The sequence below is a fragment of the Streptomyces sp. V3I7 genome, assembly GCF_030817495.1.
Classification (GTDB): Bacteria; Actinomycetota; Actinomycetes; order Streptomycetales; family Streptomycetaceae; genus Streptomyces.
Genome location: NZ_JAUSZK010000001.1, coordinates 4,879,209 through 4,903,225, shown reverse-complemented (window position 1 = coordinate 4,903,225; position 24,017 = coordinate 4,879,209). Strand labels below are relative to the sequence as shown.

At 72.1% G+C, this 24,017-nt stretch carries 18 protein-coding genes and 1 pseudogene; 10 read left to right on the top strand and 9 right to left on the bottom strand.

Translation table 11 applies throughout. The annotated features are described in order from the left end of the window. Positions 1-15 precede the first annotated feature (15 nt). Positions 16-615: a GAF domain-containing protein gene (locus QFZ74_RS23020; protein ID WP_307622702.1), complete on the top strand. Its 600-nt coding sequence runs from the start codon at positions 16-18 to the stop codon at positions 613-615. Between the two features lie 68 nt (positions 616-683). Here the strand turns inward: QFZ74_RS23020 and QFZ74_RS23015 are convergent, their stop codons facing one another. The 3 genes and pseudogenes from QFZ74_RS23015 to QFZ74_RS23005 form a co-directional block, all read right to left on the bottom strand. Continuing rightward, entirely contained in the window at positions 684-1,199 is a 516-nt protein-coding gene (locus QFZ74_RS23015) for a hypothetical protein (protein WP_307622701.1), read from the bottom strand. An 85-nt stretch (positions 1,200-1,284) separates the two neighbouring features. Then, on the bottom strand, positions 1,285-7,167 hold the full coding sequence (locus QFZ74_RS23010) for a TIR domain-containing protein (protein ID WP_307622700.1): 5,883 nt from the start codon (positions 7,165-7,167) through the stop codon (positions 1,285-1,287). Positions 7,168-7,215: 48 nt separating this feature from the next. Then, positions 7,216-8,420: pseudogene (locus tag QFZ74_RS23005) on the bottom strand (RNA-guided endonuclease InsQ/TnpB family protein). Between the two features lie 175 nt (positions 8,421-8,595). Between QFZ74_RS23005 and QFZ74_RS23000 the strand changes: the two are divergent. Continuing rightward, positions 8,596-9,882, top strand: coding sequence for an SLC13 family permease (locus tag QFZ74_RS23000; protein WP_307622699.1), 1,287 nt, complete (start codon positions 8,596-8,598; stop codon positions 9,880-9,882). Positions 9,883-10,380: 498 nt separating this feature from the next. Beyond that, complete coding sequence (locus QFZ74_RS22995; RefSeq protein ID WP_307622698.1) at positions 10,381-10,665, top strand: hypothetical protein; 285 nt, start codon at positions 10,381-10,383, stop codon at positions 10,663-10,665. Positions 10,666-10,681: 16 nt separating this feature from the next. Here QFZ74_RS22995 and QFZ74_RS22990 read toward each other — a convergent pair whose 3' ends face one another. From QFZ74_RS22990 to QFZ74_RS22975, 4 genes are all read right to left on the bottom strand, one after another. Further along, positions 10,682-11,566: an inositol monophosphatase gene (locus tag QFZ74_RS22990; RefSeq protein WP_307622697.1), complete on the bottom strand. Its 885-nt coding sequence runs from the start codon at positions 11,564-11,566 to the stop codon at positions 10,682-10,684. Then, positions 11,550-12,215, bottom strand: a complete 666-nt coding sequence (locus QFZ74_RS22985) for a hypothetical protein (RefSeq protein WP_307622696.1) — start codon at positions 12,213-12,215, stop codon at positions 11,550-11,552. The genes QFZ74_RS22990 and QFZ74_RS22985 overlap by 17 nt, the downstream gene beginning before the upstream one ends. A 29-nt stretch (positions 12,216-12,244) precedes the next feature. Next, a complete protein-coding gene (locus QFZ74_RS22980; protein WP_307622695.1) occupies positions 12,245-13,201 on the bottom strand; it encodes a hypothetical protein in 957 nt (318 codons plus the stop codon). A 196-nt stretch (positions 13,202-13,397) separates the two neighbouring features. Beyond that, the gene (locus QFZ74_RS22975; RefSeq protein ID WP_307622694.1) at positions 13,398-14,837 is read right to left on the bottom strand and encodes a gamma-aminobutyraldehyde dehydrogenase; all 1,440 of its coding nucleotides are present in this window, start codon (positions 14,835-14,837) and stop codon (positions 13,398-13,400) included. Positions 14,838-15,018: 181 nt separating this feature from the next. Between QFZ74_RS22975 and QFZ74_RS22970 the strand changes: the two genes are divergently transcribed. From QFZ74_RS22970 to QFZ74_RS22940, 7 genes are all read left to right on the top strand, one after another. Further along, positions 15,019-15,537, top strand: a complete 519-nt coding sequence (locus QFZ74_RS22970) for an Lrp/AsnC family transcriptional regulator (protein WP_307622693.1) — start codon at positions 15,019-15,021, stop codon at positions 15,535-15,537. A 2-nt stretch (positions 15,538-15,539) separates the two neighbouring features. Then, positions 15,540-16,904 (top strand): aspartate aminotransferase family protein, encoded by a 1,365-nt coding sequence (locus QFZ74_RS22965; RefSeq protein WP_307622692.1) that lies wholly within the window; start codon positions 15,540-15,542, stop codon positions 16,902-16,904. 206 nt (positions 16,905-17,110) lie between these two features. Then, complete coding sequence (locus tag QFZ74_RS22960; RefSeq protein WP_307622691.1) at positions 17,111-17,857, top strand: ABC transporter ATP-binding protein; 747 nt, start codon at positions 17,111-17,113, stop codon at positions 17,855-17,857. Next, a complete protein-coding gene (locus tag QFZ74_RS22955) occupies positions 17,839-19,239 on the top strand; it encodes a hypothetical protein (protein ID WP_307622690.1) in 1,401 nt (466 codons plus the stop codon). Before QFZ74_RS22960 ends, QFZ74_RS22955 begins: the two co-directional genes overlap by 19 nt. 144 nt (positions 19,240-19,383) lie before the next feature. Beyond that, entirely contained in the window at positions 19,384-19,791 is a 408-nt protein-coding gene (locus tag QFZ74_RS22950) for a VOC family protein (RefSeq protein ID WP_307622689.1), read from the top strand. Between the two features lie 65 nt (positions 19,792-19,856). Continuing rightward, positions 19,857-20,981, top strand: a complete 1,125-nt coding sequence (locus tag QFZ74_RS22945; protein ID WP_307622688.1) for an LOG family protein — start codon at positions 19,857-19,859, stop codon at positions 20,979-20,981. 165 nt (positions 20,982-21,146) lie between these two features. Then, positions 21,147-21,809, top strand: coding sequence for an LAETG motif-containing sortase-dependent surface protein (locus QFZ74_RS22940; protein WP_307622687.1), 663 nt, complete (start codon positions 21,147-21,149; stop codon positions 21,807-21,809). Positions 21,810-21,879: 70 nt separating this feature from the next. On the opposite strand, the gene QFZ74_RS22935 is transcribed toward QFZ74_RS22940, so the two are convergent. Continuing rightward, positions 21,880-22,677, bottom strand: a complete 798-nt coding sequence (locus QFZ74_RS22935) for a maleylpyruvate isomerase N-terminal domain-containing protein (RefSeq protein WP_307622686.1) — start codon at positions 22,675-22,677, stop codon at positions 21,880-21,882. Between the two features lie 317 nt (positions 22,678-22,994). Next, a complete protein-coding gene (locus QFZ74_RS22930) occupies positions 22,995-24,014 on the bottom strand; it encodes an ABC transporter ATP-binding protein (RefSeq protein WP_307622685.1) in 1,020 nt (339 codons plus the stop codon). Between the last annotated feature and the right edge of the window lie 3 nt (positions 24,015-24,017).

The following is a 24,017-nucleotide window of genomic DNA, read 5'->3' as shown; positions in this document are numbered from 1 at the left end:
CTTCAAGGAGTTCCCATGTCAACCAGCGTGTCCAAACCCTCCTTCGGAGGGGAGACGGGGATCGGTGTGCGGCATCTTCTCCTGCCCCCGCAGGACCCCGAGGTGACCGCCCGGACGCGCCGGCTGCGGGAACTGGGCATCGAGGCCCGGCCGTTGCCGGAGTACGACGAGTTCGCGCGCGAGCTGGCGCAGCGCACCGGCGGCTGCTACGCGGGCGTCAACTTCTTCCTCGACGAGGACCGCCAGTACTTCGCGGGCCTCTACAGCGCGGCCTCGGACGTGACGGTGGAGCTGGAGACCCCGCTGCTGGAGGACCCGGTGCCGGGCCGCGTGATGCCCCGTGACCTCGACATCGGCTTCTGCCCGCACGTGGTGCGGCGGCGCAAGGCCCTGGTGCTGGACGACGTCCGGGACTTCCCGCGCTTCGCGGGCAACCACGTCGTCGACGCCATCGGGATCCTCTCCTACCTGGGCGCCCCGCTCATCGACAGTACGGGCGTGGTGCTGGGCACGATCTGCTCGGTGGACCAGGACCCGCACCCCTGGGGGCACGAGGGCCTGGAGACCATCAAGTCGATGGCCGCCGAGCTGGTGGAGCGCATCGAGAACCGCTGAGCGGACGACGCAGGGCGACGCACGACCACGCACGACGACGTACGACGACGTACGACCATGCGCGACGGTCAGGCGGCCGGGGCGGGCCTCGCGGTCAGCGCCTCCAGCCGCCTGATCTTCCGTCGTACGACGTACAGCGGGACGACGCCGAACACCCCGAAGGACATGTCGATGACCGTCCACCAGAAGGGGATCGCGCGGATCGGCCCGCAGATCAGGGCGAGCGGGACGATGCCCGCGCAGGCGATCATCGCGAACTCGACGACCCAGACGTTGCGGACCGGATCGCGGTACGGGCCGTAGAAGGCGACCGCGATGACGAGGTGGGCGAACGCCAGCCAGTCCGTGCCGTACAGCACGAAGGGGTACTCGGCGTCGGCGGTGTCCAGTCCCTGCCGCACCCGCGTGATCCACTCCATCAGCGCGGGCAGGTGCTCCGGCACCGCGAGGGACCGCAACACCGCCTTCCCCCAGCGCAGTTCGTGCACCAGGGGGAAGGCGGTGGCGCCGCTGAGCACCAGACACACGACGAAGAAGACCAGCCAGACGCGGATGCCCTTCAGCAGGGCGGCTCTGTCACTCACGGCAGGAGCGTACGCCCATAGTTGAACGCGTTCAAAAGCACCCCCGCCCTCAACTCGCCCGTGTCACAGCGCCCGTTGCGCCGCATCACCCCAGCCGCTCGTCCAGCGGGACCTGCCGCACGCCCGGCACGTGGCCGTCCAACTCCCCTGGCTCGAAACGGCACATGCCCACCGCGTGCCAGAACTCGCCGGTGACGTCGCCCTCGTACTTGTAGCCGCCGGACGGCGACAGGGCGGCCCAACCGTCGGGCATGCCGACCAGAGTGGCGCGCAGGGCCGGCGGGGCGTCGGCCGGGACGTTCCACAGCCGCACCGTGCCGTCCTCGCCACCGCTCGCCAGCAGGGAGCCGTCGGGGCTGAACGCGACCGCCAGGACACGGCCGGTGTGCCCGCTCAGGACGGCGGTCTCCCGGCCGGTGCGCGGGTCCCACAGGCGGACGGTCCGGTCGTCGCCGGCCGTCGCGAGCAGCGGGCGCAGCGGATGCACCGCCGCCGTCCACAGCTTCCCGGTGTGCCCGGTCAGCCGGTGCACGACCGCGCCGTCCCGCCAGATCACCGCCTGCCCGTCCCAGGAAGCGCTGGCCAGCCACGAACCGTCCGGCGCGAACGCCACCGCGTACACCCGGTCGGTGTGCCCGTCGAGCACGGCGGTGATACGGCGCTCGGCCAGGTCCCAGATCCGCACCTTCCGGTCGTCGCACCCCGTCGCGAGCACGGCGTCGTCGGAGCGGAACGCGATCGCGCGGACCCGCCCGAAGTGCTCGCCGATGGTGACGTGGGCCGCGCCGGTCGCCCGGTACCACAGCCCCACCGTGTCGTCGTCGTTGGCGATGGCCAGCAGGGAGCCGTCGGTACTGAACGCCTCCGCCCAGACATGGTCGGTCTCGACGTCCAGCTCGCGCTGGTACTCGCCGGTGGCGGCGTTCCACAGATAGACGTCGCCGTCGCTGCTCGCGGTGGCCAGCAGCGAACCGCTGGGACCGAACATCGCCGAGATCAGCCGCGAGCTCTGCCCGGTCAGCTCGCGCAGCCGGCGCCCGCTCTCCGCATGCCACACGCGCACGCAGCCGTCGTTGCTGCCCGCCGCCAGCATCGAACCGTCTGCACTGAACGACAGGGTGCCGATCCGCCGCCCGTGACCCCGCAGGATCCGCCTGCCCTGCCCGGTCGCCGGATCCCACAGCCGTACGACCCCGTCGTTGCCGCCCGTCACCAGCAGCGCGCCGGAGCCCGGGGAGAGCGCGTCGCCGTGCGGGCGGAACTTGCACACCCACACCGAGCCGCGGTGCTCCGCGGGCTGCCGGTTCATCGGCACCGCGGGGGTCTCGGCCTGCTGGTCCACCCGCCACAGCCGGACCACCCCGGCACTGTCCCCGGCCGCGAGCAGCGTCCCGTCCGGATCGAACAACACCTGGTAGACAGCCCCGCGGCACCCGCCGAGCAGCCCGCCGGTCCCGTCGGCCAGGTCCCACAGCCGCACCTCCCCCTCGGTGTCCCCGCTCACCAGGAACCGGCCACCGGGATGGAAGTCCAGCGTGTAGACCCGGCCGGAGTGCCCCGGGAACTCGTGCCGCACGCTCCGGTCGGCGACGTCCCACACCCGCACCGTCCCGTTGCTCCGCTCCTCGCCCCGGTCGCCGGTGGCCAGCAGCGTGCCGCCCGGGCTGAACCGCGCCCGGTACACCGCCCCCTGATGGCCCGGCAGTTCGCCGGTCTGCCGCCCGGTGGCGAGGTCCCACAGCCGTACGGACGTGGAGGCGTCCCCGGTCGCCAGCAGCGCGTTGCCCGGCCCGAAGGCGATCGTGTAGACGGGCGCGGCATGCCCGGCCAGCCGGTGCAGCGGCGTACCCGAGGCGGTGTCCCAGACCGTGACCACCCCATCCGCGTCGCCGGTGGCCAGCAGCGAACCGTCCGCGTCGAGAGCGAGCGGCCACACCCCGCGCCGATGGATCTCCAGCCGGTGCAGACAGCCGCCCGAGACCGGGTCCCACAGCCGTACCGTGCCGTCGGAACTGCCCGTGGCCAGCACCCGCTCGCGGAACTTCACCGCGTACACCCGGCCGGTGTGCCCCTTCAGGGTGCGCAGCGGCGTACCCGTGGCGGCGTCGCAGACCAGGACGCCACCGTCCTCGCTGCCCACGGCGAGCAGCTCGCCGTCCGGGCTGTAGGAGATCGGCTCGGGCAGCCGGCTGGTGCGCATGTCGAAGCCGTACGGCACCCCGACCGCCGAGGGCCGGAAACCGGACTCCACGGCCATGCCGGGCGCCACGGCCGCGGCGGCCAGCTCCGGCGTCCCGGCCAGCTCCCCGCTCGTCGCCGCGATCAGCGCCGCCTGCCGCCACCGGCTGCCCTCCACCTGGGCCCCGGTCAGATCGGCACGGATCAACCGCGCCCGCCGCAGATCGGCGCCCCGCAGATCGGCCCCGCTCAGATCCGCCCCGTCCAGCCGCGCGCCGGTCAGCCGCGCCTGCCTCAGCACCGCACCGGAGAGATTCGCCCCCACCAGCCGGGCGTCGGTCAGATCCGCACGGGTGAGATCGACGCCCGCGAAGTCCCGGTGCGAGAGATCCTCACCGGCCAGGGCGGCGCCGCGCAGATCCGTGTGCGCGGGCACCCGCAGCCGGGTCAGGATCTTCACCGCGTTGGCCCTGGCCACCTCCTGCCCGAGCACCGTCGCCTCCGGCTCCCCCGCCGGAGCGCCGCTCAACTGCCCCTCGGCCCACGCCTGGCAGATCCGGTGATCGGCGAGATCGCACAGGAACTCCACCGCGAGCTGGCTGAGCCCGCGCCGCATCAGGAGCGTCGCGTCCCCGTCACCGAGCCTGCGCGCGCACTCACGGGCGACCAGCCACTCCACCACCGACCCGTGGATGAACCGGAACACCCCCTCCTCGCTGCGCACCAGCAGACTGCCCGAGCCGATGGCGTGCGCGGTCTGCGGCACCGACAGCCGACTGTCGGCGAGCCCCGTCAACGTCTCGGCGACATCGGTCAGTTCGTCCAGCCGCAGCGAGTCCTGACCGCTCTCCCACAGCCGCAGCGCGAGCGCGGTCACCGCGTTCCACATCTGCTCCAGATCGAGCCCGGGCGCCCGGCCCGGCCCACCGCCGACGCGCTGCTCCTCGTAGCGCAGCCAGGAGGTGAGCACCTCCTGGTAGAGCCCGGCGGGACTGAGCGCACGGCCCGCCCCGGCCACCGCGCGCAGCTGGTCGTCGTCGAGATCGGCGACGAAACCGAGCAACCGGGGATTGCGGCACAGCGCGAGCAGATCGGGGATCGCGTCCAGGAGCCGCACCCGGCGTTCGGCCGCGTGCTCGTCCCCGTCGTATCGGTTGACCAGGTAGGCGCGGATCTGCCGGGGCGTGAACTCCTGCACCGCCAGCACCCGGCGGTGCGGCAGCATCCCCACCCGCTCACCGAGAGCGGTCAGCACCTGGCCCTGCGAACGGAAGTGCTGTGTACGGCTGCTGACCACGATCTTCGCGCTGTCCACCGCGGAGTCCAGCAGCATCTGCAGACGCTCCGCCGCCCGGTCGTACGTCACCTGCGTCACCAGCTCGTCGAACCCGTCGAAGAGCAGCACGATCCGCCCCTGCTGGAGCATGTACCGGAACGCCCGCAGATCGATGTTGTCCACGCCGTGGGCCGCCAGGTGCGCGGCGACGAGCCCCTCGAAGGAGTAGGCCCGGTCCAGCGTGTTCAGTTCGATGAACAGCGGCACCAGATGCGGCAGTTCGGCCGGGATACGCCGGGCCAGCTCGCGCAGCGCGAACGTCTTGCCGTGCCCGAAGTCCCCGAGCAGCAGCAGGAAGCGGCCCTGATCGGAGTCGAGCAACCGGAGCATGTCGTCGACCAGCCCGTCCCGCTCCTCGGAGTCGAGCCGCTCCACCTCCCGGTAACGCTGCGGCAGATACATGCCCGGGGGATACCGCGGATCGGTGCGCAGCCGCTCGCTCTGCGCCGCGACGTACGCCCGCAGATCCAGCAGCCCCTGGAACTCCGTGAAGCTGCGCACGCGTACGCCCCGGCGGCGGGCCGCCTCGCGCAGCTCGCGGGCGGGCGGCGGGCCGTCGTGCACGAGCTCCGCCTCCGCCTCGGAGTCCGCCGCGTGCACCAGCGCCACGAACCGGTCGACGTCCTGCCCGCTCGGAGTGCCGGTGTGCACGGCCACCCGCTGCTGCCGCACGAACCCCGACTGACTCCAGGTGACCAGCAGTTGGGGCACGGACCCCTCCACCTGGCGGATCTGCGCACCCTCGTGCCGGGTCCGGCAGACCTCCGCGACCCGCGCGAGCAGGACCTCGGCCGGGCTCTGCAGGACGCGCGGCTCCGCGTCCGACGCCGCCCCGCCGCCCGGGCCCCCGAGGTGCACGGCGTCCACCGCGTCGTCCCCCGCCGGACCGTCCGGACCGAACGCCCGCTGCGCGCTCCGCCACGCGACCGGCCGCCGCTCCTCCTCCCCCGGCCCCTGCCAGGCCGTCAGCCCCTCACGGCCGATCCGCAGCAACTGATGCCGGCCCGGTCCGACGGCCCCGAGCACCTGCACCTCACCGGTCGCCGTGGACAGCACGGACGGCCCGCCCGCCTCGGCCGGCCCGTGCACCAGCAGATGCAGCCGCGGCGCGGTCAGCCGCGTCAGCACGTCCGTGTCACGCAACGGCCCACTGCCGTCCTGGACGACCGCCACACGCCGCGCACCGGAGTGCCGGACGTCGGCCGCGCCGGGCGCATGCCGCATGACTCCGATCCGCAGCCACCCCTCGCTCTCGTGCGGCCTGAGCGCCTGCGCGAACCACGCGGCCTGCTCCGGCCCGACCATCCCGTACTGGTCATCGCGCCGATGGCTGTACGCCATCGAGGAGTTGAGCCCCGCGACCACGGTGTGCAGCTCGGGCACGGGAAACAGCGTCCACGGCTGATCACTGTCGAAGACGACGTCAAGCCCTTGGTACAGCTCCTGGAACAGCCGCGCGTAATGCCGCCACTTGGGCCAGTACGGCGGCCGCGGGGGCATCTCGTCCGCCTCACAGGTGCTGAAGTAGGCCTGACAGGCAGCCTGGTTGACGTCCTGACCACCCGGTACGAGCGCCACCCGATGCGGCTCCAGCCCCAGCAGTGCCCGTAACCCGGTAAGAAAGGACAGGGCCTGCTCGAACTCCCGCCGACTGCCGGAAGCCGTCAAGTCCCCGGTCACCAGCAGCAGATCGGGCGACGGCGCCCCGGCATCGGCCAGCTCGACCAGGTCGCCCCAGATCGCGGCCTGCAACTCGGCGGGGTCCTGACCGCGCCCGAAGGCGGGCCCCGCCAGATGCAGCACGTTCACCGCCTCGCGCGCCCGCACGTCCCCGGCCACCCGCGGATACGACGGCGGCGACGCGGGCCGCCGCCGCCCGGCCCACCCGGAACGCCCCAGCGGCCGCCCGGGAGCCACGGGCGACGCTGGTGCCGGCGCCGGCGCCGGCACCAGCGGCTGCCCGTTCTGCCCGCCCGGGTAGTCGGGCCGCAGACTGGGCCGCGCCCGCCCGTCGACCGCCTGCCGCACCCGGGTGAGCAGCAGCTCACGCGCCGCCGACGGCTCGGCGACCGGGACGAGATCGACGTACGTGATGGTGGCGAGCAGCCCCTCCACGGGAATGTCCTCGACCCGGACGGTGAGCAGCCGCCGCTCCGGAGCGTCGGGGTCGGCCCGCAGCGCGGCCTGCCACTCCATCCGCCCGTACCGGGACCGCTCGTAGTTCCGCGACAGCACGGCGATGACCGCGGCGGACTCGCTCACCCCGCGGTCCATGAAGTCGACGAAGTTCGTCCCGGGCACGAAGTCCCAGGCCTGCAACACCGTCCGGTACCCGGCCTCCTCCAGGGTCCAGGCGATCCACGACGCCCACCGCTCGTCCGCGGGCGAGTAACTGATGAAGAAGTCCAACGGCCCCGTGTTGGTGTCCCCCGGGGTGATCTGACGATCCAACATGGATTCATGTTGACTGCTCCCTTCCCAAAAGGGGAGGGGATTCCTGGCTCAGGCAGCATCCTGGAGCAGCGCTCCGCGACGTCTTACGCCCTCAGCACCAGCCGGGGCCAGACCAGCCCGGACGAGCATCACGCGCGCGGAGTTCTTGTCCCTCGGGGACACGAGTCCGCACGTGGTGCACGTGTACGTACGTTCCGACAGCGGAAGTGCGTGCTTGGCTCTCGCACCGCAGCGTCCGCAGTCCATGGTGGTGTGCGCGGGGTTCACCAGACGCATGTCCCGCCGGTGCTTGCGGCCCATCTCCAGCAGGGCCTTCTTGGTCGCGCCGATCGCGGCGTCCGCGGACTTGCGGGCCATCGATGTCTTCGCGAGGAACCTCGGCCGAAAGTCCTCCACGGCGATCGCGTCATGGTCCCGGACGACCTTCTTCGCCCACTTCCGGGCGGTGTCCTGCCGTTGCCTGGCGATCTTCTGGCACGTCTTCGCCCGTAGTTTCCGCGCGTTCCGGTAACCCCTCGAAGCCCGCCCGCCCTTGGCCGGTTTTCGCCGGGCCATCATCCGGTCGTAGCGGGTCAGTTTGGTCTGAGCTCTGCGGCCGTGCTCGGCGTGCGGGAGGTCGTGCCTGTCGCTGGTGGTCGTGGCGGTCTCCCGCACTCCCCAGTCGATCCCGATCACCTTGCCGGTGGCTGGGAGCGGCTGAACCTGGGCGGGCACGACGAAGGAGGCGTACCAATGGCCGACGCTGTCCCGGTACACGCGCACTGATGACGGTTCAGCGGGCAGGGCTCGGGACCACACCACGGTCAGGACGATGCCTCCCGCGAGATGCAGGCGCCCGTCCTTCAGCCGGAAGCTGTTTCGCGTGTAGTTGAGGGTCGGATCTGCCTCGTGCTTCTTCTTGTGTTTCGGCAGCCCGGCTCTCTGTTGCGTCGGCATCCGGTTCTTGATGTCTTTCAGGGCTTTGGCGCGGGACTTGCCGAAGTCGCGGATGACTTGTTGCTGGGGACGGAGGGCCCCTCGGCCAGCCATGGCGTGACGGCTCGGGCCTCGGTCAGCATCTTGCTCAGCGTTGCCGGGCCGCATTTCTCGCCTGCGGCGTGAGCCTTCTTGGACCGGGCCACGCACTCGTTCCAGACCCACCGGCACCGGTCCGATTCGGCGAGCAGCGCGGTGCGGGCGGTGGACGACACGCGGAGCCGGTAGGTGTACCGGGCATGGCCGGCGGCCTCGTCGGCTTCGGTTGACGTCGTAATGACGCCACAATGGCGCCGAGATCCGCTTCCTCTCTCCGTCCCTCAGAAGGCCTACACGAAAGAGTGACAGCCCGTGCTGGCAGCAGACCGGCCTCCAAGGCCTCGGCGTTCTACGGGATTTCCGATCAGGAGCGAGGAGTCCCCACTGGGGCACAGATGTGCGACCCTTCCCTCTGTGCGTGCCTTACTGCGTCTGCATGTGCTCGACCGGGTGGCGATCGGCCTGTTGGCCGTCGGGGTGGCGTGCGTGGCCACGGGGCTGCTGCCGACCGGTGCGGCGTCCGGTGCGATGACCCGCATCGCGCCGCTGCTGGCGTTCCTCGGGACGGTCATCGTGCTGGCCGAACTGACCAGCAGGGCCGAGGTGTTCGACGTGGTGGCGGCGCGGGTGGCGCGGGCGGGTCGGGGCAGTTACGCGATGCTGTTCCTGCTCTGCGTGGCCTTCGCGTCGGTCACCACCGTCGCGCTCAACCTGGACACCACGGCGGTGCTGCTGACCCCGGTCATGCTGGCGCTGGCCGCGCGGGTGGGCATCGCGCCGGTGCCGCTGGCGATGACGACGGTGTGGCTGGCGAACACGGCGAGCCTGCTGCTGCCGGTCTCCAATCTGACGAACCTGCTGGCGGCGAACCGGGTGGCACTGTCGCCGGTGGGCATGGCCGGCCGGATGTGGGCGCCCCAACTCGCCGCTCTCGTGGTGACGATGGGGTGTCTGTGGGTGTTCTTCTGGCGGCGTGGGAAGCGCGGCGAGGGGGACGCCGCGGGTGCGGCCGTGCCCGACCTGGTGCGCACGACGGCCTCGGGGCCGGGCGCCGCTCATTCCCGGGACGTACGGCCCGACACCGCGGACCGCTATGTGCCGCCCGCTGCGCACCGGCCCGGCGACCCGGTGCTGTTCCGTGCCTGTGCGCTCGCGTGCGCCGGGTTCCTGCTCGCGATCCTGGTGGCCGACGTACCGCTGTGGGTGGCGTCGGCGACGGCGGCGGCGATCGCGGTGACGGCGTTCGCGTTCCGTGAGCGGGCCGCGCTGCGGCTGTCGCTCGTGCCGTGGCGGCTGCTGGTGATGGTGCCGGGGATGTTCCTCGTGGTCGAGACGGTGAACGCGCTCGGTCTGCACGGCCTGCTGGCGTCGGCGGTCGGTCATGACGGTGGTCTGCTGGGCCAGCTCCGCGCGGCGGCGGTCGGCGGCGGTCTGTCGAACGTGCTGAACAACCTGCCCGTCTATCTCGCCGGGGAGGCGGCCGTCCCGGTCGGCAACCACGACCAGCTCCTCGCGCTGCTGATCGGCACCAACGTGGGCCCGGTGATCACCCCGTGGGCCTCCCTGGCCACGCTGATCTGGTTCGAGCGGTGCCACGCGCACGGCGTACGGGTGCCGCTCACCCGGCTGATGGGGACCGGCGCGGTCCTGGCGGTGTGCGCGGTGACGGCGTCGGTGGCCGCGCTGGCGCTGACCCACTAGGGGCTTTTGGTTCGGCTCGGGCCGGACGCCCCCGGCTCAGGGCCCGCGAGCCCGGCCCCGGTACGGCCCTGGACCGGCCGTTGCCCCGCCCTGATCCGGCCCTGGACCGGCCTGGCCCGACCTTGATCCGGCCCTGGACCGGCCTGGCCCGACCTTGATCCGGGCCTCGACCAGGCCGGGTACGGCCCTGATCCGGCCTGGTTTTGGCCCTGGTACGGCCCTCGTCCGGCCCTCGTCCGGCCCTCGTCCGGCCCTGGTACGGCCCTCGTCCGGGCCTCGCCCGACCCTGATCCGGGCCTCGCCCGACCCTGATCCGGGCCTCGCCCGACCCTGATCCGGGCCTCGCCCGACCCTGATCCGGGCCTCGCCCGACCCTGATCCGTCCCTCGCCCGACCCTGATCCGTCCCTCATCCAAACGAGAAACCCCAGGGGAACTTCCCCACCACTGCGGCGCCGTCTCCCCGGCGCGGCACGCACGCCGTGCTGGAATTCCGCCCATGGACAAGGGCAACTTCGACACCCCGGACGCCGGTGACCTGGATACCGCGGCCCGCCGCTACTGCGCTGCGCAGGGCTGGGCGCTGCCCGACGGCAGTTATCCGATCCGCTCGGCGGAGCTGCACGGCCGGGAGGATCTGCGCCGGGCGATCCACGCGGTCGGGCGGGGCCGCCGCGATCCGCACGACACGATCCGCCGGCACATCATGGCGCGCGCCCGCGAACTGGGCCTGTCCGAGGAGATCCCCTCGGACTGGAATCCGGACGGCAGTCTCAGCGAGTAGGGCCGCGTGGGCCGCGTCAGCGCGGCGGGACGAGGCCCGGGCGGTGGTTCTGTACGCAGCCGTCGACCAGGTCGAGCAGCTGGGGCAGCACCTCGGGGCGTCCGGCGACGAAGGAGCGGCGCGTGTCGGGGCCGTGGTAGCCGCCGCCGAACTCCGTGCCGTCCAGGTGCCGCAGGGCGATGCCGGCCTCGCGGGCGAGCAGGGCGCCGGCCGGGAGGTCGATGGCCTCCGCGCGGTAGCCGACGAAGCCGTCGATGTCGCCGCGGGCGAGCATGGCCCAGGCGACCAGGGGTGCCCAGAGCTGGAGCAGGCGGCGGCAGCGCAGCTCCAGGGCGTGTTTGAGGACGCAGGCCGTGGAGTCGTCGCGGGGGACGGAGTGGCCCTGGGTCCAGGCGAGCAGCGGGCCGGACGGGGCGAGGGCACGGTCGGGGGCGGCCAGGCGGCCTTCCGGGCCGTGGGCGCCCGCTCCCCTGCGCGCCGACCAGGTGCGGCCGGTGACCGGGTCGTGGACGACGCCGACGACGGGGGTGTCGTCCACGCACAGGGCGATCCCGACGACGTAGACGGGCAGGCCGATCACCACGTTGTTGCTGCCGTCGAGGGGGTCGACGAGCCAGGTGCGGCCGCCGCCGTCGCCGGCGAGTTCGCCGGACTCCTCGGCGAGGATGCGGTCGTGCGGGAAGCGTTCGTGGATCCGGCCGACCACGAGCTGCTCGGCGAGGAGGTCCAAGTCGGTGACGACGTCACCGAGTTCGCCCTTGGGGCGGGCGGCGAAGCCGTCCGGGAAGCGGGACCGCAGGAGTGAGCCGGCCTCCTCGGCGGCGGCGACCGCCGTGCGGTGTTCGCGGGCGAAGCGGCCGGCCGGGCCGGCTGGGGGCGCGGGGTCAGGGTTCGTGCTCATGGATCCTCCTGAGGGCGGCCCGAGCGATCCGGGCGGTCTCGGTCGCGTCGCAGGCACGGCGGAGCATGCGGTGTCCGGGGGCCGTCAGGGGACCCAGGGAGAGGTCCACCCGGCCGGGCAGGCTGCGGCCCAGTACCAGAGTGGCGGTGGGACGGCCGTCCCGCACCACCGTGGTGTGGAACTCACCCGCGGCGAGGGCGTACGTCTGGCCGCGCGCGCTGGTCTGCTCGGCGCCGGGGCGGCAGCGCACCAGCCTTTGTGTGGGCCGGAGTTCGTCGAGACCCGTGGGGTGGCTGAACACCTCGAAGACGCGGTGCGTGGGCGCGCCGGAGGTGTCGTCGACGTCCATGCGCAGGTTGCCCAGTTCGCCGTACAGGACGGTGCTGAGCAAGTCCCAGCTGTGGCAGTGGACTTGGGCGGCAGCGGTCTCGTCCGGCCCCTCCCCCGCTGTTCTGGTGCCGAAGACGTGCACGCAGGCCCCGTCGTCGCCCTGGCGCAGGATGGGCAGGCAGACGAAGCCCAGCGGGTGGCGGACCGCGCGCAGGGGGCGGTGGCCCGAGACGATCCGGTCGAGTTCCGATGTGGCGTGGCGCAGCAGGTCGGCGGCGGCTTCCCGCCGGGCGGCCCGTTCCAGGGCCGGGTAGTCCATCACGTCCCCCCTTGGCCGGAACACGGCGCTCACCTGCGGTAGGGATCCTCCGCGTGGAGCGCCTTGTCGATGATGTCGCTGACGTCACGGTCGGTGAAGCTCGCCGGCAGGGGCAGACCGAGCCGGTCGAGCAGTCGTCTGACCTCGTCGACGGTTGGTTCGTCGGCCAGTTCGGTGGCCTCCCTGAGGTCGAGCTTGACCGCCTGTTCACGGCTCTGGTGCAGCTCGGTGACGTAGTAGTCGTACAGGGGGCGGTCGCGTTCGACGGCGAGGCTGACGCGGCGTGGGTCGTCCTGGGTGATGATCAGGCAGCTGTCGGAGAGGTCGAAGCGCAGGGCGGGTGCGACCGAGGAGAGGTGGACGTCGATCTCCAGGGTGTCGAGGCGCTGCCGGTGCCAGGCGGCGGCGACCACGGTGGCGTACGACTCCTTGCGGGTGCGTTCGGTGGTCCATTCCGCGAGGTCGAGGCCGTGTCCGAAGGTGCGGCGGAAGCGGGCGTAGGCGGCGCAGACCTGTTCGTCGGCGGGGTTGACGATGTCGATCTTCATGCTGAGGGAGCGGCGCTGCCGTTGGGCCTCCAGCACGCACTGGGGCAGAGTGACGGCGCGCAGGTAGGTGCCGGTGCCGCCGCGGAAGACCCATCGGGTGGTGCTGCGCCGGGCGCGTTCGTGCGCGAGGCCGACCTCCGCGCCGGACAGTGTGCGCACCATGGCCAGGTCCTCGATGGCGCGGCTGGTGCCCTCGGCGGCGGTCTGTATGTCGGCCACCCGGCGCCGGCGCTCCGTCAGCGACCCGAAGACGAGGGCGGCGAGGACGAGCAGGGTGGCTCCGGAGACGATGTTGGAGTCCATGTTCTGGTCGAGGACGTCCATGATCCCGACCGTGAGGGCGACGCCGATGGCGACGACCCCGTCCGCGTTGCGGACCGCCCAGGCGATCGAGTCCTCCAGGCGGCGCCCGTTGCCCTGCGGTGTAGTGCGCGTCACGTCCACCCTCCCCCGACGGTGGCCTCCATCGTAGGAGGAAGGGCGGCCCGGCAGCTACGCACAAATCCGCTCTTCACCAAGGCGGTTCAGGAAGGACACGCGGCCCCGGACGGATCGTGGTCCGTCCGGGGCCGTGTCAGGGGTACGCCGGCCGCGGGAAGGTGCGGCTGCGTCAGGTGCCGCAGGTGTGTCTACGTCAGCTGTCGAGCGACGTCATCACGTGCTTGATGCGCGTGTAGTCGTCGAAGCCGTACGCGGAGAGGTCCTTGCCGTAGCCGGACTTCTTGAAGCCGCCGTGGGGCATCTCGGCGACGAGCGGGATGTGGGTGTTGATCCACACGCAGCCGAAGTCGAGCTTCTTGGACATCCGCATGGCGCGGCCGTGGTCCTTGGTCCACACCGAGGAGGCGAGGGCGTACTCGACGCCGTTGGCCCACTCGACCGCCTGGTCCTCGTCGGTGAAGGACTGGACGGTGATGACGGGTCCGAAGACTTCCTTCTGGATGATCTCGTCGTCCTGCTTGAGGCCCGAGACGACGGTGGGGGCGTAGAAGTAGCCCTTGTCGCCGACCTGGTGGCCGCCGGTCTCGACCTTGGCGTGGGCGGGCAGGCGCTCGATGAAGCCGGAGACCTGCTTGAGCTGGTTGGGGTTGTTCAGCGGGCCGTAGAGCACGTCCTCGTCGTCGGGCCGGCCGGTCTTGGTCTCGGCGGCGGCCTTGGCGAGCGCGGCGACGAACTCGTCGTGGATGGACTCCTGGACGAGGACGCGGGTGGCGGCCGTGCAGTCCTGGCCGGCGTTGAAGAAGCCGGCGACGGAGATGTCCTCGACGGCCTTGGGGATGTCGGTGTCCTCGAAGACGACGACGGGGGCCTTGCCGCCGAGCTCCAGGTGGACGCGCTTGAGGTCCTTGGACGCCGACTCGGCGACCGACATGCCCGCGCGGACCGAGCCGGTGATGGAGGCCATGGCCGGCGTCGGGTGCTCGACCATGAGGCGGCCGGTGTCGCGGTCGCCGGTGATGACGTTGAAGACGCCCTTGGGCAGGACCGAGCCGATGATGTCGGCGATCAGGACGGTGGAGGCGGGGGTGGTGTCCGAGGGCTTCAGCACGACCGTGTTGCCGGCGGCGAGGGCCGGGGCGAACTTCCAGACGGCCATCATCATCGGGTAGTTCCACGGCGCGACCTGTGCGCAGACGCCGATCGGCTCGCGGCGGATGATGGAGGTCAGGCCCTCCATGTACTCGCCGGCCGAGCGGCCCTCGAGCATGCGCGCGGCGCCGGCGAAGAAGCGGATCTGGTCGACCATCGGCGGGATCTCCTCGTCCCGCGTGAGTCCGATCGGCTTGCCGGTGTTCTCCACCTCGGCGGCGATCAGCTCCTCGGCGCGCTCCTCGAACGCGTCGGCGATCTTCAGCAGGGCCTTCTGGCGTTCGGCGGGCGTGGTGTCGCGCCAGGCGGGGAAGGCCGCGGCGGCGGCCGCCATCGCGGCGTCCACGTCCGCCTGACCGGACAGCGGTGCGGTCGCGTACGCCTCGCCCGTCGCCGGGTTGACCACCTCGGTGGTCCGTCCATCGGCGGCGTCCCGGAACTCACCGTCGATGTAGTTGCGCAGACGACGCAGCTCGGTGCTCACTGCCGGCCTCCTGTCGGTTCAAGTGTGCGGATCGCACGGTCCGTTCGCTGAGACACCCACCCTAGTCCCGCATCCCACGTTTTCAACACCCCCCATCGCTCCGGAACTGCGAAATCCGCAGTACTGACTGCCGTGGACAACGGATTTCATCGATACGGCCTTGCGGAACTGTCGAGACGTCGTGCACAGTGAGGCCGTGGCCAGTCGAAGCGCAGACCAGAAGGACTCCTCCCGCGAGTCCCGGAACGGCACCCCGCACCTGGATGCCGTCTCCCTCGCCATCATCGAGCAGCTCCAGGAGGACGGCCGGCGTCCCTACGCCGCGATCGGCAAGGCGGTCGGCCTCTCCGAGGCGGCCGTGCGCCAGCGTGTGCAGAAGCTGCTCGACCAGGGCGTGATGCAGATCGTCGCCGTCACGGACCCGCTCACCGTGGGCTTCCGCCGGCAGGCGATGGTCGGCGTCCATGTCGAGGGCGACGTGGAGGCCGTGGCCGACGCGCTGAGCGACATGTCCGAGGTCGAGTACGTGGTGATGACCGCGGGCTCGTTCGACGTCCTCGCCGAGATCGTCTGCGAGGACGACGACCAGCTCCTGGACGTCATCAACAAGCGCATCCGGGCACTGCCCGGCGTGCGTTCCACCGAAAGCTTCGTCTACCTCAAGCTCAAGAAGCAGACCTACATGTGGGGAACCCGATAACCGTGACCCAGAAGGACCTCAGCCGTACCGCGTACGACCACCTGTGGATGCACTTCACCCGCATGTCCTCGTACGAGAAGTCCCCCGTCCCGACCATCGTCCGGGGCGAGGGCACCCACATCTACGACGACAAGGGCAAGCGCTACCTCGACGGCCTCGCCGGTCTGTTCGTGGTCCAGGCCGGCCACGGCCGCACGGAACTCGCCGAGACCGCCTTCAAGCAGGCGCAGGAGCTGGCCTTCTTCCCGGTGTGGTCCTACGCCCACCCGAAGGCGATCGAGCTGGCCGAGCGGCTGGCGGACTACGCGCCGGGCGATCTGAACAAGGTCTTCTTCACCACCGGCGGCGGCGAGGCCGTCGAGACCGCGTGGAAGCTCGCCAAGCAGTACTTCAAGCTCAAGGGCAAGCCCGCCAAGCACAAGGTCATATCCCGTGCGCTCGCCTACCACGGCACCCCGCAGGGCGCGCTCGCCATCACCGGCCTGCCGGCCCTGAAGGCGCCCTTCGAGCCGCTGGTGCCGGGCGCGCACAAGGCCGCGAACACCAACATCTACCGCGCCCCGATCCACGGTGACGACCCCGAGGCCTTCGGCCGCTGGGCCGCCGACCAGATCGAGCAGCAGATCCTCTTCGAGGGCCCGGACACGGTCGCGGCGGTCTTCGTGGAGCCGGTGCAGAACGCCGGCGGCTGTTTCCCGCCCCCGCCCGGCTACTTCCAGCGCCTGCGCGAGATCTGCGACCAGTACGACGTACTGCTCGTCTCGGACGAGGTCATCTGCGCCTTCGGCCGCCTGGGCACGATGTTCGCCTGCGACAAGTTCGGCTACGTCCCGGACATGATCACCTGCGCGAAGGGCATGACCTCGGGCTACTCCCCGATCGGCGCCTGCGTCGTCTCCGACCGCGTCGCCGAGCCGTTCTACAAGGACGACAACGTCTTCCTGCACGGCTACACCTTCGGCGGCCACCCGGTCTCGGCCGCGGTGGGCCTCGCCAACCTGGACCTGTTCGAGCGTGAGGGCCTGGGCCAGCACGTCCTCGACAACGAGGCCGCGTTCCTGTCGACGCTGCGGAAGCTGCACGACCTGCCGATCGTCGGCGACGTCCGCGGCAACGGCTTCTTCTACGGCATCGAGCTCGTCAAGGACAAGGCCACCAAGGAGACCTTCGACGCGGAGGAGACCGAGCGCGTCCTGTACGGCTTCGTGTCCAAGGCCCTGTTCGAGAACGGCCTGTACTGCCGTGCCGACGACCGCGGCGACCCGGTCGTCCAGCTCGCCCCGCCGCTGATCTCCAACCAGGACACGTTCGACGAGATCGAGCAGATCCTGCGCGCGACGCTGACGGAGGCGTGGACGAAGCTGTGATCCGCGATCCGTGATCCTGTGATCCTGTGATCAACACCGGCCCCGGTGGCGTCCGTTCGAGTGAGAACGACGGCCCGGGGCCGTGTGCTGTCCGGCCCCCCGGCGGCTCCCTCCTAGCGTGCCAGTGACCGATCGGCCCAGCCTTCGTTCCCCCGGACGGGGGACGAATCAACGGGAAATACGGATCAGAACCGAGGTGTACGCGCATGGAGGCCCCGCCGGACAACGACGTGCTCTGGGCACGCTCCCTGCACTTCAGGTACGAGGACGGCTCGCCCGCGCTCGCCGGGGTCTCGCTCGGCGTGCGGGAGGGCGAGATCCTCGCGGTCAGCGGCCCGCGCGGCAGCGGCAAGACCACCCTGCTGAGCTGCCTGGCCGGCCTGGTGCCGGTGCGGCACGGCGAGGTCTGGTTCAACAGCACGCCGGTGCACACCATGGGCCCGGTCACCCGGGAACGCCTGCGCCGTGACCGCTTCGGCTGGATCGATCCGGCGCCCTCGCTGGTCCCCGAGCTGAACGTCTGGGAGAACACCGCGCTGCCCCTGATGCTGCGCGGCACCAGCCGCCGCCGGGCCAAGACCGCCGCTCTGGAGTGGCTGGAGCGCCTCGACGTCGGCGAGACCGCCCGCAAGCGCCCGCACGAACTGTGCCGGGCCGGGCGCCAGCGCGTCTCGATCGCCCGGGCGCTGGCCCCGGCGCCGACGGTCCTGTTCGCCGACGAGCCGACGGCTCCGCTGCACCGGGCCGACCGCGGCCATGTGCTGCGCACGCTCACCACGGCGGCCCGCTCGCACGGCATCACGGTGGTCCTGGCCACGCACGACGCCGAGACCGCCGGCCTCGCCGACCGCACGGTGGCGCTGCTGGACGGGCGCCGCGTCAACACCGTGCACCTGCCTCCGGCCCCCGGGTCCGGCTCGGAAGGGCGGGCGGCGTGCTCGCTCTCCGCCTGACCCGCGCCGCCCACCCCGCGGTCCACCTGCGCCGTCTGCTGGTGGCGACGGCCGCGGCCGGTACGGGCTTCCTGCTCCTGGCCGCCCTCGGCTACGCGCTGGTCCACCCCGAGGCGCCCACCGCCTCGGTGCTCCGCCTCGCCTGGTGCGCGGTGCCGCTGGCGGCCACCGTCCAGTTCGCGGTGTCGGTGGCCCGCACCGACCCGGCCACGCGCCCGCGCCCCGGACTGTCGGCGGTCGGCCTGGGCCCGGCCCGCCTGATGGCGGTCTCGGTGGTCACCACGGCCCTGTCCTGCACGCTGGGTTCGATGGTGGCGCTGCTGTTCTTCCTGCATCTGCGGGGCGATCTGACGGGGCTGCCCTTCGACGGCGCGGCCGCCGAGTTCCTGGCCGCCGGCGAACCCCTCCCGCTCCCGGCCGCCCTGACCCTGCTGGGCCTGGTCCCGGTCATCGCGTCGGGCGTGGTGGCCCTGACGCTGCGCCCGCGCGACGTCCGTCCCGCGCAGGCCGGTCAGCCCCGCGGCTACGGCCGCTTCGGCGCGTACGGCCGCTCGGGCTCACGCGAGACGTTCGGGGCGTACGGCCGCTTCGGCGCCCGCCTGCGGGTACGGACCCCCGTCCCGGCCGGTCACGGTGCGGACGGCGCCGCGAGCGCGGAAGGCACCTCCGCCGAGCCGGCTCCGGAGCGCACCGAGGCCCCCGCCGTCCCGGCCCAGGCCACCGAGCTCGCCGAGGCGCTCCGCCGCCCGAGCGAGGACCCGCCCGCCCCGGCGCGCGAGACCCCGGCCGGGCTGCCCTGGGGCATCGCCGTCCTGGCCGCGGGCCTGGCCGTGGAGGCGTACGCGAGCCGGTCCGTCAGCGGTCCCGTCTCCACGCTGCCCGGCGGCCTGGCGGCAGGCCCGCTCGGCGTGCTCGTCGGCTGGGCGGTCACCGCCGTCGGTCTCGTCCTGGCCGCCCCGGGCCTCACCTACCTGTGCGGCCGGCTGCTCCAGGCGGTGCGCCCGGGCGCCCTGCGGCTCCTCGCGGGCCGCGGTCTGATGGCCGAGGCCAACCGCATCGGCCGGCCGCTCGGCGTCGTCTGCGCGGTCGCCTCGGGGGTGTACGCCATGACCGCGCTGTACGACGACACCGCGCCGTCCTTCGGCCCGCTGACCGTCCTCGGTGCCGTCCTGGTCAGCGGGTGCGCGGTGGCGACGCTGCTCATGGCGGCCGTGGAGACCCGGCAGTCCCGTGCCGACACCGTCGCCGCGCTGCTCCGCCTGGGCGCCCCGGCCAGGACGCTGCGCAGCGCCGCCGCCCTGCGCGGGGGCGCCCTGTTCGCGATGTTCGCCCCGCTCACCCTGGTGATCGCCGCCCTGGCGGCGCTCCCGCTGGCCCGCTGACCCGAGCCGTCCCGACTGCCCCTGCTCAACCCGACCCGACTCGACCCGCACGAACGTACGAAGAAGATCCGCGGCCGCCGATGAGTTTCCCGGCGGCCGCCGGTCTATCCCCGCGAACAGCACGGAACCCCAGGGAGAGACCGCATGTACCAGCAGATGATCTTCGTGAACCTGCCCGTCGAGGACGTCGAGGCCTCGAAGAAGTTCTTCACGCGGCTCGGCTACACGATCAACCCGCAGTTCACGACCGACGACTGCGCCTGCGTCGTCATCAGCGACACGATCGTCGCGATGCTGCTCGGCAGGAAGCGGTACGCCGACTTCACGAAGAAGGAGATCGCGGACGCCACCCGGACCAGCGAGGTCCTGCTGTGTCTGAGCGCCGAGAGCCGCGAGAAGGTCGACGAGCTGGTCGACAGCGCGATCGCCGCCGGCGGCACCGCGAGTGGCGAGCCCCAGGACCACGGCTTCATGTACGGCCGCGCCTTCGACGACCTCGACGGCCACACCTGGGAGGTCATGTGGATGGACCCGGCGGCGGTGAAAGGCTGAACCGGCGCTGGGCACCGAGCACCGAGCACGGTCCTCGCGCCCAACGGCTGTGCCAGCATGGGCGGGTGCATCCGATACCCGCCCAGCCCGAACAGGCCGTCCGTGACCGTGAGATCGAAACGCTCGCCGAGTTCGACGCGGTCGTCACCGAACACGGCTCCCTCGCCGGATTCCGCGTCCAGGCCGTCGATCTGACCGGCCGTACAAGTGCGTTGCTCTCCATCGACGCCTGGGAGGCCGTCTTCCTCGGCTGTCCGATGGCCCCGGAGGCGGCCGCCCACGTACGCGCCGCCGGAGCCCTGGTCTTCCCACCGCTGCCGGGGCTGCCCTTCGACCCCTACCGGGGCTTCGTCTACTCCCCCGACGAGCTGTTCGCCTCGCTGGAGAAGGGGTACGAGGCGACGCCTGACGCTCAGGCGTACGCCTGGTTCCAGCGGACGAAGGCCGATGGCGACGTCTACTCCTCGATGCTCCGGGCGATCCACGACGACTCCGTCTGCGACGCGCTGGACGAACTCCTGGACGGAGCACGGGTGGTGGGCGTCATGGGCGGCCACGCCATGGCCCGTGGGACCGAGGAGTACGCCGGTGCCGCCCGGCTGGGCCGTGAGCTGGCCCGCGCCGGGTTCACCGTGGCCACGGGCGGCGGACCCGGCGCCATGGAGGCGGCGAACCTCGGCGCCTACGCCGCGCCGTTCGGGGACGGGATGCTGGACGACGCCCTGCGCCTCCTCGCCGAGGCACCGTCGTTCCGGCCCTCCGTCAGCGACTGGGCGCGCGCCGCCTTCGAGGTGCGCGAGCGCTGGCCCGGCGGTGGGACGTCGGTCGGCATCCCCACCTGGTTCTACGGCCACGAGCCGCCCAACGCCTTCGCCACACACATCGCCAAGTACTTCGCCAACGCCACGCGCGAGGACGGCCTGCTGGCCCGCTCCAACGCGGGCGTGGTGTTCCTGCCGGGCGCCGCCGGCACCGTACAGGAGATCTTCGACAACGCGACGCCGAACTACTACGAGTCGCGGGGCGAGCCGACGCCGATGGTGCTGGTGGACCGGGTGCACTGGACGGAGCGGTTGCCCGCTTGGCCGCTGCTGCGGTCGCTGGCCCAGGAACGCTCAATGGAGGCCAGAATCAGTCTCGTTGACCGGATCGATGAGGCTCCGGAGGCGCTGAAACGTCTCGGCGGTTAATAAGCAGGCAAAGCCAACGGACCTTGTCCGCTTGCGCGTTGACACCTCTTACGGGGCACTTATAGACCTGTGGGTCTCGCGGGGACACTGAGGCGGCACCATGCGGCCGCCCCAAGTCCCCTACAACCCCCCGCAGTTCTGTATCTGTAAAGGACAAACGTGTCCATGACTCGCAGCGCACGTTCGGTGCGCATTCTGGGTGTTTCCGCTGCTTCCGCCGCGCTCGTCATAGGTGTCGCCGGTTCGGCTCTCGCGTGCAGAATCACCGAGTTCTCCGCCGAGGCCACGTGCGAAGGCGGCAAGAGCTCCATCGTCGTCACGGACAAGGACGGCTCCGGGACGCCTGCCACGGTCACCGTGTTCGAGAAGACCGACTCCGGCGAGAAGCAGGCCGGTCAGCAGGAGGTCAAGGGGTCCGAGGAAGGCACCCCCGTGACCTTCGACGTGGACTGGAAGGCCGGCACGGCCTACCGCATCCACGTCAAGACGGACCGGTTCAACGTCGACGACGACATCTCGCCGGTCCTGACCACCCCGGCGACGGCCTGCACGACCGAGGAGTCCCCGGCCCCCTCTGAGAAGCCCTCGGAGCCGGCTCCGGCCGAGTCCGCGAGCCCGGCCCCCTCTGCGTCGGAGAGCAGCAGCGCCCCGGCTCCGGCTGAGGCGGGCAACGCCCCGTCCCCGGCGGCCGGTGGCTCCAACCTCGCCGAGACCGGCGCGAACTCCAACACCGGTCTGATAGCCGGCATCGCGGCCGCCCTGGTCGTCGTCGGTGGCGGTGCCGTGTTCTTCGGCATGCGCCGCCGTGGGGCGAAGAACGACAGCTGACGCCTCACCTCTCGCACACCGTCGTGGCCCGTCCCCGTGTCGTGGGGGCGGGCCACGGTCGTTCACGGCGTCAGAACGCCATGCGCTCCAGCCAGCCCTCCAGCACCGCGCGGTCGCCGAGGACCTCCAACTCCTCGTTGTCCAGCGGGATCCGGCGGTAGAAGCCGAGCATCACGGCGGTGAGCGGGCCGCGCAGGGCGACGGTCGCCTTCTCGTGGCCGCGCCGCCACTGAACGCCCTGCTCGCCCCACTCGACGATCCACTCGGCGTTCAGCTCGGGGGTGGTGTCGGTGGCGTGCAGGTGCAGGCTGCCGCCCGGGCCCTGCGGCAGCGGCTTGCCCTCGCGGGCCGCCCGGCGCCGCTGGATCCAGGGGCCGATCACCAGCCACTCGTCGATCGCGTCGGCGGCCACCTCGGGCGTCACCTCGTAGGGCAGCCCGGCGGCGAGGGCGGCGTCGGCGCGGTGCACGGCGATCTCGTGGGTCATCCGGCGGGCCCAGAAGCCGGAGCTGTGGTCCTCGAACCAGCTCCACACCTCGGCGCCCGGACCGGCCTCGCGCAGCGTACGGACGACCAGCTCACCCGTCTCGGCGAGCCAGGCGTCCAGGGCCGCGGCGTCGCCCTGCTCCTCGGGGCCGCGGGCGAACGGGATCTCCTCGGGAGGAATGTTCTTCTCGGCGCGCGAGGCGACGAGGGCCTGCGACCAGCGCAGGGCCCCGCCCGCGTGTCGCACGAGCTGCTCCAGCGTCCAGTCGGGGCAGGTCGGCACGGTGGCCCCGAGGTCCGCCCCGGAGGTCACCACGGCCCTCAACCCGGCCACCTGGTGGGCGATCTCGTCACAGTAACGGTCATGCGTCAACAACGTCATGCCGTCACCCTAGGCCGGATGATCAATCACCCACACAGACCTCGGGCAAAGCGCCGGTCACGAGCCCGACGCCGCTCAGCCCGGGACGTCGGCGCCGCCGGCGCCGCCGGCGCCGAACTCGACGCCGAGCGCACCCCCGCCCTTTCCGGTGCCCGTGCTGGGGAGCCCTCCGCCGGGCGGCGCCAACCGGAACACGGACACACGCCACGGCCCGGTGCGCGGCCCCTGGGGCACACTGTCCGGCGCCAGCCGCGCCAGGCGATCACCGCGGAGGCACCAGCTCCGGCAAAACCCCCCGGTCACGGCCACAGCACTGCTCAGCCCAGGACGACGACGTCGGCGGCGTCGAACTCCACGCCGACCGTCTCCCCCGCCTCCGGGGCCTCGCGCAGGGCGCAGGCCGCTTCCAGGCGGGGGGCGTCCTGCGGTTGGAGGTGGAGGGCGACGTGGGTGCCCTTGAAGGTGCGGGCGGTGACGGTGCAGCGCAGGCCCTCGCCGGGCGGCAGCAGCCGGACGCCGGCGGGCCGGACGAGCAGCGTGCGCGGGCCCTGCGGGGCGTCGGCGGGCACCGGGAGCTTGCCCCAGGGGGTGAGGGCGACGTCCGCCTCGACGGTCGCCTCGACGACGTTCTCGAAGCCGAGGAAGCGGGCGACGAATGCGTCGGCGGGGCGCTGCCACACCTCAAGTGGTGTACCGGACTGGGCGATTCGGCCGTCCCGCATCACCACGACCCGGTCGGCGAGCGCGAAGGCCTCGCCCTGGTCGTGCGTCACGGCCAGCACGGTGGTACCCAACCGGCCGAACAGCTCGCGGAGTTCGACGACGAGCCGTTCCCGCAGCGAGCGGTCGAGCTGGCCGAGCGGCTCGTCCAGCATCAGCAGCCGGGGCCGGGGGGCCAGGGCGCGGGCGAGCGCCACGCGCTGCTGCTCGCCTCCGGAGAGCCCGGCGACGGCACGGCTTCCGGCTCCCGGCAGGCCCACCAGTTCCAGCAACTCCTGCGCCTCGGCCCGCCGTCGGGCCTTGGGCATGCCCTGCATCCGCAGGCCGAAGGCCACGTTGGCGGCCACGTCCCGCTGCGGGAACAGCTGGTTGTCCTGGAACATCAGCCCGACCTCGCGCCGGTGCGCAGGCACCCCGGCCTGGTCGCGTCCGTCGAGCGTCACCCGACCGGAGTCCAGCGGCTGGAGCCCGGCCACGGCCCGCAGCAGCGTGGACTTGCCGCTGCCGCTGGGGCCGAGCACGCACACGATCTCGTGCTCGGCGACGTCGAGGCCGACGGCGTCGAGCACGGCCCGGCCGCCGAGGCGGACCGTCGCGCTCTGAAGGCTCAGCAGCATCGG